9 protein-coding genes and 1 pseudogene are annotated in these 14,912 nt (G+C 60.0%); 9 read left to right on the plus strand and 1 reads right to left on the minus strand.

Annotated features, from left to right (window positions below; genetic code table 11):
* The first annotated feature begins 335 nt into the window (after positions 1-335).
* The 4 genes and pseudogenes from ACA055_RS29165 (at position 336) to ACA055_RS29180 (ending at position 3,182) form a co-directional block, all read left to right on the plus strand.
* Entirely contained in the window at positions 336-596 is a 261-nt protein-coding gene (locus ACA055_RS29165; protein WP_497681674.1) for an accessory factor UbiK family protein, read from the plus strand.
* A gap of 297 nt (positions 597-893) precedes the next feature.
* A pseudogene (locus ACA055_RS29170) lies at positions 894-1,073 on the plus strand (BRO-N domain-containing protein); the annotation flags it as partial.
* A 262-nt stretch (positions 1,074-1,335) separates the two neighbouring features.
* Complete coding sequence (locus ACA055_RS29175) at positions 1,336-2,829, plus strand: YifB family Mg chelatase-like AAA ATPase (protein WP_497681675.1); 1,494 nt, start codon at positions 1,336-1,338, stop codon at positions 2,827-2,829.
* 17 nt (positions 2,830-2,846) lie between these two features.
* Entirely contained in the window at positions 2,847-3,182 is a 336-nt protein-coding gene (locus tag ACA055_RS29180) for a hypothetical protein (RefSeq protein WP_497681676.1), read from the plus strand.
* Positions 3,183-3,274: 92 nt separating this feature from the next.
* On the opposite strand, the gene ACA055_RS29185 is transcribed toward ACA055_RS29180, so the two are convergent.
* The gene (locus tag ACA055_RS29185) at positions 3,275-4,489 is read right to left on the minus strand and encodes an aldose 1-epimerase family protein (RefSeq protein WP_497681677.1); all 1,215 of its coding nucleotides are present in this window, start codon (positions 4,487-4,489) and stop codon (positions 3,275-3,277) included.
* 266 nt (positions 4,490-4,755) lie between these two features.
* Between ACA055_RS29185 and ACA055_RS29190 the strand changes: the two genes are divergently transcribed.
* From ACA055_RS29190 to ACA055_RS29210, 5 genes are read left to right on the plus strand one after another with little or no spacing between them, the layout of a single operon-like run.
* Positions 4,756-6,099, plus strand: a complete 1,344-nt coding sequence (locus ACA055_RS29190) for an SrfA family protein (RefSeq protein WP_497681678.1) — start codon at positions 4,756-4,758, stop codon at positions 6,097-6,099.
* Between the two features lie 17 nt (positions 6,100-6,116).
* Positions 6,117-9,182, plus strand: a complete 3,066-nt coding sequence (locus ACA055_RS29195; RefSeq protein ID WP_497681679.1) for a virulence factor SrfB — start codon at positions 6,117-6,119, stop codon at positions 9,180-9,182.
* Positions 9,179-11,890 carry a putative virulence factor gene (locus ACA055_RS29200; RefSeq protein ID WP_497681680.1) on the plus strand — a complete coding sequence of 904 codons (2,712 nt, stop codon included), beginning with the start codon at positions 9,179-9,181 and terminating at the stop codon, positions 11,888-11,890. The genes ACA055_RS29195 and ACA055_RS29200 overlap by 4 nt, the downstream gene beginning before the upstream one ends.
* A gap of 3 nt (positions 11,891-11,893) precedes the next feature.
* The gene (locus ACA055_RS29205; protein ID WP_497681681.1) at positions 11,894-12,919 is read left to right on the plus strand and encodes a hypothetical protein; all 1,026 of its coding nucleotides are present in this window, start codon (positions 11,894-11,896) and stop codon (positions 12,917-12,919) included.
* Positions 12,916-14,910, plus strand: a complete 1,995-nt coding sequence (locus tag ACA055_RS29210; RefSeq protein ID WP_497681682.1) for a vWA domain-containing protein — start codon at positions 12,916-12,918, stop codon at positions 14,908-14,910. The genes ACA055_RS29205 and ACA055_RS29210 overlap by 4 nt, the downstream gene beginning before the upstream one ends.
* Positions 14,911-14,912: the final 2 nt, after the last annotated feature.

A 14,912-nucleotide genomic window follows, 5' to 3' on the forward strand; every position in this document is an offset into this window, starting at 1 on the left:
CATCGTCGGCCTTACCTGCCCGTCCGACGCCAGCTAACCGCTCCGCACGAAACACTTCCCCGTTTCGCTCGGCGCACTGCATTCGTCACAGCGACTGCATCAGTGCATGGGTTACTACCGACTAAGCAGAAAGCTTGCCATCTCGCCGAAACCCACTGAATTCAACGCCTTGACCACGACCGCCAGCCCCTTTGGTTGAATGGCCCGACGAATACGCACAACAACAGTGCGCTGCCGTCCGTCCGCATGCGCGAAAAGCGTGCATGGCCAGCAGTCGGAATTGACTATAGACACTGCGTGATACACTGCCCGTCATTGTTGACAGGACATTTCCCATGCTCGCACCCAAAGATTTCCTCGACGCCCTGAGCGGCACCGCCTCCCGCCTCTTCAGCGGCGACACCCCACTGCCGAAAAGCGAAATCGAAAGCCAGTTCAAGGCGCTATTGCAAAGCGGCTTCAGCAAGCTGGATCTGGTGAGCCGGGAAGAGTTTGATAGCCAGATGGTCGTGCTTGCACGGACACGGGCACGGTTGGAAAGTCTTGAGGCGAAAGTGGCGGAGTTGGAAGCGAAGCTCAGTCCGCCGACCGAATAACGCCACAATCCCTGTGGGAGCGGGCTTGCCCGCGAATAGGGTCGCCTCGGTCTACCAGCCATCCCACACTGGATCGACCACCCCTGTAGGAACTAAAGAAGGCTGCGAAGCTTAAGGCGCACGACGACCATCCGATGGCGGGTTTACTTCCGCCACATCGAGTCATGGCGGTTGTGCGTGGGAGACCTTCGGGTCTGCCGAGTTCCTTTTGCTCCGGTTCGCCAACCCGCGTACAGCTGCCACCCAATTGTTTGGCGACGATTGACAGCAGCCCCTTCAGCAAAAGCAGCTGTATCAATGAATAGCGATGACGCTTATCTGATCCCCCACGTCTTCACCCGCCACAAACTTCACCTCCACACCCTTCTCCTCGAAATCCAACCTTGGTTCAGTGCCCAAGACCTAGGCCGTCTGCTTCGCCTTTACCTCGACGAACGCGCAGACCGCAAACTCGACACCGACCCACATCAGTCTTCCGCCAACGTCCTTTGTGTATCTCGAAAACCAAGCCCGGCTCAGTGTCCGCAACCTTTCACCGGAGTCCTTCATTGATCTAAGCAAGGTCCTACAAAAACATCATCCCACGACTGATTACGTCGGCAATCCACGCTCGCTTACGCTTCACCGACCGCAAAGGCACTCGCAACATCCTGCGAAAGTTTGATGCCTGCGCCGTCACGCGACCCGGCTACCCTTCAAAAACCGCAGGAAGCGGTCCCCTAAAGCTCAAGGAACGACCATGTCCCTCTCCATCGTCCACAGCCGCGCCCAGATTGGGGTGGATGCGCCCGCCGTTACCGTAGAAGTCCACTTGGCCAACGGCTTGCCGTCGCTGACGATGGTCGGTTTGCCTGAAGCGGCCGTCAAGGAAAGCAAGGATCGGGTGCGCAGCGCGATCATCAATTCCGGTCTTCAATTTCCGGCACGGCGCATCACGTTGAATCTCGCGCCGGCGGACTTGCCGAAGGATGGTGGGCGGTTCGATCTGGCGATTGCCTTGGGGATTCTATCGGCTAGCGTGCAGGTGCCGACGTTGACGCTGGATGACGTGGAATGTCTTGGGGAGTTGGCGCTGTCAGGCGCGGTGCGGGCGGTTCGCGGTGTGTTGCCAGCAGCACTGGCGGCGCGCAAGGCCGGGCGGACGCTGGTGGTGCCCCGGGCGAATGCCGAAGAGGCGTGCCTGGCGTCGGGGTTGAAGGTGATTGCGGTGGATCATTTGCTTCAGGCAGTGGCGCACTTCAATGGCCATACGCCCTTGGAGCCCTATGTTTCCGACGGTTTGCTGTACGCCAGCAAACCCTATCCCGATTTGAATGAAGTGCAGGGGCAACTTTCGGCCAAGCGTGCGCTGCTGATTGCGGCGGCGGGCGCTCATAACCTGCTGTTCAGTGGGCCGCCGGGTACGGGGAAAACTTTGCTGGCGAGCCGCTTGCCAGGGCTATTGCCGCCATTGGCAGAGAATGAGGCACTGGAGGTCGCAGCAATTCAATCAGTCTCCAGTTGTGTGCCGCTGAGTCATTGGCCGCAGCGACCGTTTCGCCAACCCCATCACTCCGCATCGGGTCCGGCGCTGGTAGGCGGCGGTTCAAAACCGCAACCCGGCGAAATCACCCTCGCCCACCATGGTGTGCTGTTCCTGGACGAACTCCCGGAATTTGATCGTAAAGTATTGGAGGTTTTGAGGGAGCCGCTGGAGTCCGGCCATATCGTGATATCCCGCGCCAAGGATCGCGTGCGCTTCCCGGCGCGCTTCCAACTGGTGGCCGCGATGAACCCCTGCCCCTGTGGATATCTTGGCGAGCCGAGCGGCAAATGCAGTTGCACACAGGACATGGTCCAGCGCTATCGCAACAAACTCTCCGGACCACTGCTAGATCGCATCGACTTGCACCTGACCGTCGCTCGAGAAGCCACGGCGTTGAATCCTTTGCCCAAACCCGGTGATGACACAGCCACAGCCGCAGCGCTGGTCGCCGACGCAAGAGAGCGTCAACACAAACGCCAAGGCTGCGCCAACGCCTTCCTCGATCTACCGGGCCTGCGTCGGCACTGCAAGTTATCCACAGCCGATGAAAACTGGCTGGAATCCGCCTGTGAACGACTGACATTGTCGCTGAGAGCAGCCCATCGTTTACTAAAGGTTGCCCGTACGTTGGCTGACCTTGAACAAGTCGACGGGATCACCCGCGAGCATTTGGCGGAAGCGTTGCAATATCGGCCTGCCTCAGCGTGAAAACGTCAAAGAGAATCTTGAAAAGCTTAACCCGGCCAAAAGGCGACAATATGTTACCGCCTAGATTTCTGAACTTTGTAAAAGCGTTGACCGAAAAGACCGGACAAGGCGAGTTTTCCTGGACTTATGACGACAACAACTCGTTCGTAAAACTAAAAGAAACAGGCTTTTCCCTTTCTCTGCGCTACAGCTTCAACGCCGATGAAAAATATGCGGAATACGTCATCTACTACTTAGATGAAATCGAAAACACGGAATACCGGTTTTATACCAATCAAACCTGGAATGACTTCGATTTCATCCGGCGTTTGTTTGATGCCGCACAAGCCTCAAAAATGAGGCTTCCTTTTTAATGATGTCATTGGCAAAAATACCCGTGAGTGGTGAATTCCACGTGTGGTCTTCATCACTCACTCCACACTGTCGACCAGCAAATGAGGGAGAGCTACCCCTTGGTCAAATCCACCAACGGCGCCTGCCTTACCTCAGTCGCCCGCCCGCCTTGAATCTCAATCACCCGCTTCAACGCCTTTTCCACAGCTCCTTTATCCACCAACAAGCTGTAGTGGATCTGAAACTGTTTCTGCTCCTTCACCCCAATCATCGGCACCAAACCGAGCGGCCGCTGATACCGACGGTTGTAGGAAAAACTCGTCCCAGGCTCCAACCCGGTTACATACCCCTGCCCTTGCGTATCCGTGTTTTTCCACAACGAAAACACCGGCAACTGCTGCGTATTAAACCCAACCGACACACCAAGGCTCCCGGCCTTGTTATGCAGCACGGTCAACGTGTCGCCGTTGGCATCGCCATAAGGCACGACGTTGTAAACCGTCTCGTCATAGTCTTTGGTCGGCGCACGGTAAGTCTGCCAATCGGGCAAATCCCCTTTGGCCTTGTCGTTGAACGGGGACACCTGTTTCACCGGTGCCGCAAAGCGCGCGCCTTGTTCCAGGAATGGGGTGCTGAAGTTGCTGTGATACAGGGCCTGGTATTCCTTCGGATAGTCGCCGTTGTTGGTCAACGTGTCGTTCAGGGCGAACGCTACGCTGCCGGGCTCAGTGACCAGTTCGGTCACCACCGAGAAATCGACTTTCTTGAACGCCTGCTCTTTCAGCTCGCCGCGCAGGCTGATGGCATAAGGCGGTTTTTCGTCGATGTGCAGGGTGACTTTGCTGGCCGGAATGTTGGCGGCGCGACCATGCAGGGTCAGCAGTTCGCCGTTGTCGATACCGGGATGGCCAACCCATTCATAGCCGCAGCGGGCGACCAGTTCATTGAAGCCCTCCAGCCAGCCAAGGCCCCCACGACCATTGAGTTCGATGAAGGATGGATTGACCACGTCCTTGACTGGCGAATCCCAACCCATGCGCACATTGCCGACAGACGCCTGCAGGACATTCATCCCGCGGGTCGGCACCACAGAGAGTTTCATCGTGCCGTTATCAATGTCGACGATGCTGACGCCCTCCTGTCGACCGCCGTGCAAGGTACGCAGGGTCACGGAGAAGGGTTTGTCGGTTTTGACGCCGAGTTGCTGGCTGGTGATCTGCCAGTTTTGCGCGGCCTTGTCGGTGTCGAGCAGCACGTAGTCCCAAGCCATGGATTGGGAGGCAGCAGTCAGCGCGCCGAGGGCAACGGCGATTTTGAGCGGGGTCATGAAGAAAACCTTTTTTGGAGTTGTGCATTTTTTATAGCGCTGATGAAACGATTCAGCAAGATTAAAAAACGCACACCTCCCAGCCTTCCCCGGCAAATACACAACGACCCAAGCAACGCCCGCTTTCTTACGCTAATCTCATACGGTTTTGGCCTATCGGCTGATTGACGGCGACATCATTATGACATTAAGGTCGCCAGCTAATTGCAGGAGCAAGAACAGGCCTATCGCCTGTAATTTTGCGCAACGGATCATATGGAGTTTGGATGCGCGGGGCACTATTACGCAGTGGCAAGAGTGGGTCTTTCAGTGCCCTGGGCGAAACGGGTCAACCGGTCTACCGGGCGGCCCTGCAATTGCGCGAAGCCATTCGCCGCAAGAACCCCGACATGGTCGATCATCTGGCCATCCCGCAAAGCGATGAGCTCGGTAACCAGATCGACTGGTACAGCGGCCTTGAGGGTGATGTCATCCCCTGGAGCAGCGCAACCGAAGAAGAGCGCGCACCCGCCCGGCGCCAACTTGAAGCCCTGAAGGGGGCGCTTGATGAGTTGAGCCAGCGTTTCCTGGGCACGGAGCCTGCCGAGCAACAGGGCGACAAAGCCGTGTTCGGCAAGTTGCTCAAACGCGTCATTCATTTCCCTGACGAAAACTTCGTCTACCTGGTTCAAGGCAAACCGGTGCTGACCTTTTGGGGCTTCGAGCACGCCGGTGCCGATCGCAATCGCGATCCCCTGCACTGTCTTTATCAGGTTCCGCCCGTATTCACACTGCCACCCGTGGTCGAAGCGCCGGTCGTTGCGCCAATCGTGCCGGCGGTGGTTCGCCCGTGGTGGCGTCGCTGGTGGTGGCTGTTGCTACTTCCATTCTTGCTGCTGCTTTTATGGCTGTTGCTCGGCCTGCGCGGTTGTGTCCCGATTCCGCTGGTGGCGGTCGATCTTCTCCCCGAGGGCGTCTTGCCGGTTGAAACACCACTGGAAGCACCGCAATTGACGGGCAACGTCCTGAACGGTGTCCCCGTGACCGGCACAGCCATGGGCACCACCACAGGTAATGCGGTGGTCGGCACTCACGGTGCACAAGCACCGGCGATCGATGGCAGCCAGGCGGACGCTGCGGCGGCAGACCCAGCTAAAGACCCGGCCACCGAATCGCCTGCCACACCGCCAGAAGCCAAGACCGAACCCCCGGCCGTCCCGCCGCTGGACTCGGAAAAATCTGCAGCAGCCAAAGCAGGCCCGGCACTGAGCATCCCCCCTGACGCCGCCGACGGCGCGGCCAAGTTCCTCGACGGTCAGTACCGCGCCGGTGCCGGCATTCAGGATCGCCGGACCGGCAAACCGCTGCGTCTGGAGTACCAGTTCAAGGACGGCAAGGGCCAGGTCACTGTGCACCAGGCCAACGGCGTCAATTGCAGCGGCCCGGTTACCGCCGCCATGAAGGGCGGCAGCCTGGCCATCGATAGCCAGGGTCAGGCCGTCTGCGGCGATGGCAGCACTTACGACATGCCCAAGGTCAACTGCCGCAAAGGAGCGACCACGGTCGCGGACTGCACCGGCGGTTATGGCAAAGATCAATTCCCCATGTCCATGCGGCAAATGGGCGAATAAGACTGGAATAACCCGACATGTTGCCTGAAGTCACCCAATTCGAAGATACCGTCACCCTCGTCAGTGACACCGGCATCCAGTTCATGGACTTCGCCCTGCGCCTGGACCCTCGCAAGGAACCAGCCGGCGAGTTCGCGCCGATGATCAGCGGGCTGATTTGCCGCCTGCAGTACAACGAAGAGAAAGACTTCTACTTCTACGAGCCCGAACCGCAAAAGGTCGAAAAGGCCAAACCGGCGTTCAGCGTCGACATGAAGAGCAGCCTGGAGCTGCTGGACGGTGTCTGGCTGCCGACGCCGTTTTTCCGTTTTATGCCGCCGCACCGTTTCGACGAAGGTCCGAGCAACTGGTCGCGCATGCGTCTGGTAAAACTGGCGACGCCGGACATCGACGGCAACACCCACCGGCTGACGATGGCCTTCGACAGCCGCGTGATGCCCAAGCGCGACGGCACCGCGTACCTGGCGCCCAACGAAGAAGACATCAGCTCCGGCGTGTCCTTCAAACTGGCGACCAAGGCCAGTGAAACCCGTTGGTTCCTGGCGCAGCCGTGGGTCAACGAATGGCTGCTGGAAGTGTTCAACGAAGGCAACGCCCACCGCTCCCGCGAAGAGCTGGACATCGACATCCGCGCCAACTATCACCTGGCGCACTACCTCAACCTGCTCAGCCTGTTGAGTACGCCTTCGGTGACGCAGCCGTCGACTGGCCGGCCCAAGGTCGAAATCCCTGAGCTCAAAGTGGTCGCCAACGACAGCAATGGCCTGGTCAAACCGATTCCGGTGGACTTGGTGCTGGACGTCGGCAACTCGCGCACCTGCGGCATTCTGATCGAGAATCACGGTCAGGCCGGCTCCGGGCTGAAGCAGAATTACGTGCTGGAACTGCGCGACCTGATCACCCCCGAACACACCTACAACCTGCCGTTCGAAAGTCGCGTGGAATTTGCCCAGGCGTATTTCGGCAAGGACCATTGTTCCGTCAAGAGCGGTCGCCACGATGCGTTCCAGTGGGCCACGATTGCCCGCGTCGGCAACGAGGCCAGTCGCCTGGCCAGTCGTCGTCGCGGCACCGAAGGCTCGACCGGGCTGTCCAGCCCGAAACGTTATCTGTGGGATGAAAACGCCTACGGCCACGGCTGGCGTTTCAACTGCTCGTACATCAAGACCGACAACGAGCCCTACGCCACTGCGGCACCGTTTTCGCACCTGATCAACGAAACCGGCGAAGCGCTCTACAGCCTTGAAGAAGACGATCGTCTGCCGGTGTTCATGCCGCGTTATTCGCGCAGTTCGCTGATGACCTTCATGCTCGCCGAGGTTCTGGCCCAGGCGCTGTCGCAAATCAACAGCCCGGCCCAGCGCTCGCGCCAGGGTCATACCCGCAAGCCGCGCCAGCTCAACAGCATCACCCTGACCGTGCCGCCAGGCATGCCTCAGGCCGAGCGCAGCATTCTCAACGAACGCATGCAGCAAGCCATCGGTCTGGTGTGGAAAAGTCTCGGTTGGCACGCCGGTGAGGAAGACCCACATCAGGATCAGGCGGTCAGCCCGCGCACACCGATCCCGAGCATCCGCGTGGAATGGGACGAAGCTTCCTGCGGCCAATTGGTGTACCTGTACACCGAGGTCAACGAGAACTTCGCCGGTCACCCGGAAGAGTTTTTCGACACCATTGCCCGCCCCGACAAGACCAACCGCGAACGCATCACCCTGGCGACCATCGACATCGGTGGCGGCACCACGGATTTGGTGATCACCGACTATCGCCTCGACCGCGCCGGCAACACAGGCAGTGGCAGCAACGTGCACATCGTGCCCGAGCAGCGTTTCCGCGATGGCTTCAAAGTGGCCGGCGATGACATCCTGCTGGACGTGATTCAGGATTTCATCCTGCCCAGTTTCGAGAAAACCTTGCAGAACGCGGGCGTCAAATCGCCCGACTCATTGATGTCACGGTTGTGCGGCGACGAATCGGTCAGCGCCCAGGACATGATCCTGCGCCAGCAACTGAACCTGCAGGTGTTCGCACCGCTGGGCCTGGCGTTACTCAAGGCCTACGAGCATTACGACCCGCAAGTCCAGCAGGAAGTCAGCACCCAAAGTTATCGCCAGTTGCTAGGCGACAACGCGATCAGCCAGACCGTGCTCGACTACGTCAACGCCGCCGTGCGTCGCGATGTGGGCGGCCAGAACGGCTTCGACTTGTACGAATCGCCGATCAGTTTTGATCTGCAAAAACTGCACGCTGCGTTTCTCAATGATCAGATCAACATCACCAAGATCCTCGGCGCGCTCTGTGAAGTGGTCGCTCATTACCCGTGCGACGTCTTGTTGCTGACTGGCCGGCCTTCGCGCCTGCCGGGCATCCAGGCGTTCATCCGCAAGGTATTGCCGTTGCCACCGGGTCGCATCCTGGCGCTGCAGAATTACCGCACCGGCGGCTGGTACCCGTTCCACAAGAATGGCCGGATCGACGACCCGAAAAGTACTGCTTCCGTCGGCGCGATGCTCTGTCTGTTGTGCGCCAACCACAGCGTGCCGAACTTCTACTTCCGTTCCTCGGCGCTCAAGCCGTACTCGACGGTCAAGCACATCGGCGTCATCGACCTGAACAACGTGATCAAGGATGCCGACGTGCTGTACCGCGACATCCAGTCCGAAGACTACAAGATCAAGCTGCCGGAAATCGGCGTGGGCGATGCCGCCGACACGCCACAGCTGGAAATGCGCGGCGATTTGCGCCTGGGTTTCCGCCAGTTGGCGGCTGATCGCTGGGCCGCCTCGCCGCTGTACACCTTGCGGTTCACCAATGCCGGCCGGGAAAAATTCTCCCGCGCGGTCGGTGAAAACGGCGAAGCGCCGCTGCTCAAGGTGCGCTTCGAAGTCAAAGCGGCGGACAAGTACACCCGCAAGCAGGATCTGGTCAGCGACCGCCTCTCGGTACGCGACATCGAATCCAACAGTAACAACGTCAACTTCAACCCGCGCAGCGACCTCGAGCTGGAACTCAATACCCTGCTCGACGCCGGCCTGAGCGAGACCAAGTACTGGCTCGACAGTGGAAGTGTGAAACGCAAATGAACGACCTGACCCCCGAACAACATCAGCTCTCTGCCAGTTGGGCCGCTGTTTATGAAGGTGCCGGTCAGGCGCTGGAATGGATCGGCCAGACCCGTGGCAACGCGCCGCGCCTGGACAGCGAAGCCGACAGCCTGAACATCCGCCTGCACCGCGCGCGCAACCTGGCTCACAGCCTCGGCCGCGTGGCCTGCACGCCGATGACCATCGGCTTTTTCGGCCTGTCCCAGGCCGGCAAGTCCTACCTGATTTCGGCGCTGGCCGCCGGTCAGAACGGCAAGCTGGAAACCGACTTCGGTGGCCAGCGCGTGGACTTCATCAAGCACATCAACCCGGTGGGTGGCGGCAAGGAAGCCACCGGCCTAGTGACGCGCTTCAGCCGCCGCGCTACGACGAGCCAGGACTTGCAGTTCCCGGTCGAGCTGAAACTGTTCAAGGAAATCGAACTGGCGAAGATCCTGACCAACTCCTGGTTCAAGGATTTCGATCTCGAACGCATCAACTACGAGATTGACGAGGAGCGCATCCAACGCGCGCTCAAACCGTTCGAAGGTCGCGAAAACGGACCGCTGCAAAAAGGCGTCAGCGCCGATGACATCGTGTCGCTGTGGGACTATTTGCGGGAAAACTTCCGCAACTCTGTGCGCAAACTCGAACACGGCTACTGGCCCATGGCACTGCAACTGGCGCCACGGCTGAATTTCCAGGAACGTGCCGAGCTGTTTTCGATCCTGTGGGGTGAGCAGAGCGAGCTGACCCGGGTCTACCAGCAGTTGGCCGGTACGCTGCACAAATTGGGGCTACCCGAGACTGTGTTCGCGCCGTTGCATGCATTGGTGCGTTTCGAAAGCGACGGCAGCTACAGTCAGCGCGACAGCATCATGAACGTCGACATCCTCGAGCGCTTCGGCACTTCCGATGACTCGCCGATCGAGGTGCGTCCACAGCTAGACGGGCGACTGCAAAACAGCCTGGGTATCCCTGTCGCGCAACTCGCCGCGCTGACCGCCGAAATGACTTTCGGTCTGATCGAAGCCCCGGTTGACGACATCGTCGATCAGGTCGACTTGCTGGACTTCCCAGGTTATCGCGGGCGCAAGCAGCTGTGCGAAATCGCCAACTCGAACGACCCGGATTCGCGAAACAAGGACAACTCCGTCTCGCAATTGATCTTGCGTGGCAAGGTCGCTTACTTGTTCGAACGCTACACCGACAATCAGGAAATGAACGCCCTGGTGGTCTGCACCAGCTCGAACAAGCAGAGCGACGTCAACGACGTTGGCCCGGTGCTGACCCGCTGGATCGACAAGACCCAAGGTGAAACCCCCGAGGCTCGTGGCAAGCGTAACATCGGCTTGATCTGGGCATTGACCATGCTCGACTTGCGTGTGGCCACGTCGCTGAGCCAAACCCCCGACCAGGACGACGAAGGCTGGAACGGCATGGTCAAGCTGACCATGCTCGAGCGCTTCGGCAGCCTGCCATGGATGAACGACTGGGCCGGCGCGCCCTTTCAAAACACCTTCATGGTGCGCAAGCCTCGCCTGAATGCTGCCTTCATCCAGCAGGACAAAAGCGGCCCGGAAATCGGTATCAACCCTGACTTTCAAGTACGGCTCGACGGTCTGGGCAAGAGCTTTGCCAGCAACAGCCTGGTCTGCAAGCACATCCAGAAACCGAGTGTTGCCTGGCAGGAAATGCTGCGCAGCGACGATGGCGGCATCAGTTATTTCAGCAGCAGCTTCAACGGCGTGGCCAACGCCGAATTCAAGTTGCAGCGCATCCGCGAACAACTCGACGAATGCATTGAAAGCCTGACCGTCCACGGCCTGAGCACTTGGTATCACGCCGACGGTGATGGCGCCGCAGCGGCCAAAAAAGCCCAGGCGCAGATGATTCTGTCCGGTCTGGGTCGTCGCCCGGCCGTGCTTGGCGAGTTCATCGACCAACTCGACATGCCAAGCGAAGAGGTGCGTGACCTGTACCTCAGCGGCGTGTACGAAACCGACGACGCACCAGCCGCCAGCGATGAGCCGGCCGCCCCGACACCGAGCCAAAGCCTGTACGGTAACGAGCCCGGTTTCGATTTCGGGGACCTGACACTCGACAGCGCGCCGGCTAGCACTGCCGCAAGCCACACGCCCGTGCCAGAACTGCAAAGCAACGAACACCGTTTCGCCAAGGCCGCTTTCAAGGCCTGGATTGCGCACCTGCGCGAACTGACCACCCGTCAAAGCCTGCTCACCTTGCTGGGTCTGGAAAAGTCGCTGATCGAAGCGGTGGTCGACGAACTGATCACTGCTGGCTACCGCCAGGATCTACCGGGCCAACTGAGCCGCGCCGTCCTCAAGCGTGCGCAAAGCGGTGCACGGCGCGATCAACTGGTGGAACGCCAGGTGCTGGAAGTACAACGTGTGCTGCGCGATTTCGTGTCCTGGTTCGGCTACATCCAGAAACCGGTGAGCGAACGTCCGAGCAGCCGCGCTGGCGCCAAGGCGCCCTTGTTCTCGTTCTATACCGACATCGGGCCGGGACAAGTGCCAGTGCTGCCGCCGCAACCGGCGAACCAGGCGCAGCTGTTTCTCGGCGACTGGCTCTCGGGCCTGGCCTACATCACGCTGGACAACGCCGGTCACGGTGCCGGCCGCGAAATTACCCCTGAACAGAATGAACGGCTGGGCCATGTGCTCACAGCCTTCACAGCGAGATAAGCAATGCCAATTCGTGTCGATCTGCTCGCCTTAGAACCCAATGTGCCTGGCCAGGCGTGCCTCACTGTGAAGAAATGGCAAGGTGCCCATGAGCGCCTGGAGTTTTCCATCCAGCGCAACCAGGACGGTTTCTACCTGCAGGATCAGCAGGCGTGGAGCAACAACCCGTTCTGGTTCAAGGTCACGCATTTCAGTGTGGGGGCCAGTGGCGAAGCACTGGAAACCCTGATCGGATCGGAAGTGGTCGACCCGCTGCTGGAAGGCAGTGCCAGTTCCCAGTTTCAGATCGAACTGCGTGAGCAAGGCCTTGGGCATAGTGATAAAGGGGTGGTTCGTCCGGGCGTGGGCCTGTTGCCGTCCACCGCGGGTGGCCAGACGCGCTCGACCTACGACGCGGCCAATCTGGCGACGCCGAGCCCGATTGCGGCTCCCGCGCCAGAGATTCCAGAGCTGCCGGAACTGACTCTGCCTACCGCCGAGCCTGAAGTGGATGTTGAATCGGTGCACGCCGAGCCCGTCTACACCCCCCCTCCGGCACCGGCGAAAAAAAGTAAAAAAGGTCTCATCAGCCTGGCGATTGTGGTGGTGTTGCTGCTGGCTGCCGCCGTGGGCTTCTGGCTCAGCAAACGCGCCCCGGCACCTGTCCCGGCTATCGCTGCCGCCGCACCCGCCGGCGCCGACGCCCAGGCTTGCACCCTCGACAGCATGAACAGCCTGCCCGAGCTGACCTTCGTCCAGACCTGCATCAAAGCGGCGCCGGACAGCGCCAAGCTGCTGGAAATCATCAATGAGGCCAAGGCCGGCAAGCACTGCGGTGTCGCCCAACGTCTGTACGCCAACCGTGCGCAGGCCGGTGATTCGCTGATCGCCAACGCCTATGCCCGCGAGTACGACCCCAAATACCTGAAGGCCAGCGAGTGCTTCCCGCTCCCGGACAATGCGACCGCCGCGTACTGGTATGAAACCATCCTCACCCAGGACCCGAACAACGCCGAAGCCAAGCAGCGTTTCGAGGAGTTGCAGAAGTGAAGCGTTCCTCCTTGAGTCGATTCCTGCTGAGTGGCACCGCACTGTTGGCGCTGTGCATCAGCCCGCTGTCCCAGGCCGATGACAAACCGTTGATCCAGGCCGGCAAAAAGACCTTGTTCCAGCGCGTGCTGACCACGCCGGGTTGCCACATCAGCCCGACCGCGGGTGGCGCGGCAGGCGAGGCGCAACCGACCTTCAGCCGTTTCTACGTGTACGAACGTGGCCAGGCCGGCAATGCCGAGTGGCTGAAAGTCGGCCCCGACAGTTACGGCAAAACCATCGGCTGGCTGCCGGCCAGTTGCACCACCGACTGGAAGATGCAGCTGACACTGGCCTTCACCAACCCGGCCAACCGCGACCGGTTGCTGTTCTTCAAGGAGCGCGCCACCGTCGAAGGCATCCTCGATGCGCCGGACCCGGTCAGCAAAGTCGCACCGCTGCGGGCCACGCTAAAAAAAGGCAAACAAGCGCCGGGCGTGTTGGCCGAAGAACCTGAGTACTTCGTCGACCTGCAAAAGCAGTTCTACCTGTTGCCGGTGCTCAGCGGCGAAGAAGTCATGACCGAAGCCGGTTTCCGCACGCGCCTGCTTAACGTCGCCTCCGTCAGCAAGCCTGACGACAAGAGCGCCAAGGGCGGTGCCGCGACTAGCGCCACCGTCGGTAAAGAGGCGGAGGACAAAGCCGCCAGCCAACTGAAGGAATTCAGCGCGGCCGTGGTGTTCGTCATCGACTCGACCATTTCCATGGACCCGTACATCGACCGCACCCGCGAAGCGATTCGCAAGGTCTACCAGCAGATCGAATCGCAAAACCTCGGCAAGCAGGTCAAGTTCGGCCTGGTGGCTTTCCGTTCCAGCACGCAAGCGGTGCCGGGGCTGGAATACACCACCAAGATGTACGCCGACCCGACTCAGGTGAAGGACAGTTCCGACTTCCTGGCCAAGGTCGCCGACCTCAAGCAGGCGAAGATCTCCAGCAGCAGCTTCGATGAAGATGCCTACGCCGGCGTCATGCACAGCATCGACAAGGTCGACTGGAGCCAGTTTGGCGCGCGCTACGTGGTGCTGATCACCGACGCTGGCGCCATCGAAGGCGACGACAAACTGTCGAAAACCGGTTTGAGCGCTGCTCAGGTTCGCCTCGAAGCGGCCAACCCCGGCGTGGCGATTTACACACTGCACCTGAAAACCCCGGCGGGCATCAAGGACCACGCCAAGGCCGAGGCGCAGTATCAGAATCTGTCGACCTATCCGGGCACCAACACCTCGCTGTACTACCCGGTGAACGCTGGCGACATTCAGGAGTTCGGGCGCAAGGTCGATGCCCTGGCCACCGCGATCACCTCGCAGGTGAAAGCCGCCTATATGGGCGAAGACGCCATCGGCAGCGCGCTGAACGCCAAGCAGGACCCGGCCGAGAAGAAGATGCTCGATGACGCGGCGCTGATCGGTCACGCCATGCAGCTCGCCTATCTGGGCGAGAAGACCAACAGCAAGGCCCCTCCCGTGTTCAAGGCGTGGATCACCGACCGCGACCTGATCAAGCAGAACATCCCGACTACGGATGTCCGGGTGTTGCTGACGAAATCCCAGCTCAGCGACTTGAGCGATGTGATGAAACAGATCCTCGACGCCGCCAACGAAGGCCTGATTTCGCCGACCGAAATGTTCGATCGCCTGCGCTCGGTAGCGGCCACCATGGGCGCCGATCCCAACCAGCTCAAGCAAAACGGCAACGCCAAACTGGCGGAAATGGGCGTGCTTGGCGAGTACCTCGAAGACCTGCCCTACCAGAGCGAAGTGCTGAACCTGGATGAAGAAACCTGGAAAAGCTGGGATGGCCTGGCCCAAGAGAAATTCATCCGCACTCTCAATACCAAACTGCGGCACTACCAGCGCTACAACGCTGACGTCGACCGTTGGGTAGCTTTAGCCAAGGACAGCGATGCGCGGGACAACGTGTACCCCGTGCCTCTGGAAATGATGCCTTAACG

The sequence above is a fragment of the Pseudomonas sp. LBUM1657 genome (genome assembly GCF_059716075.1).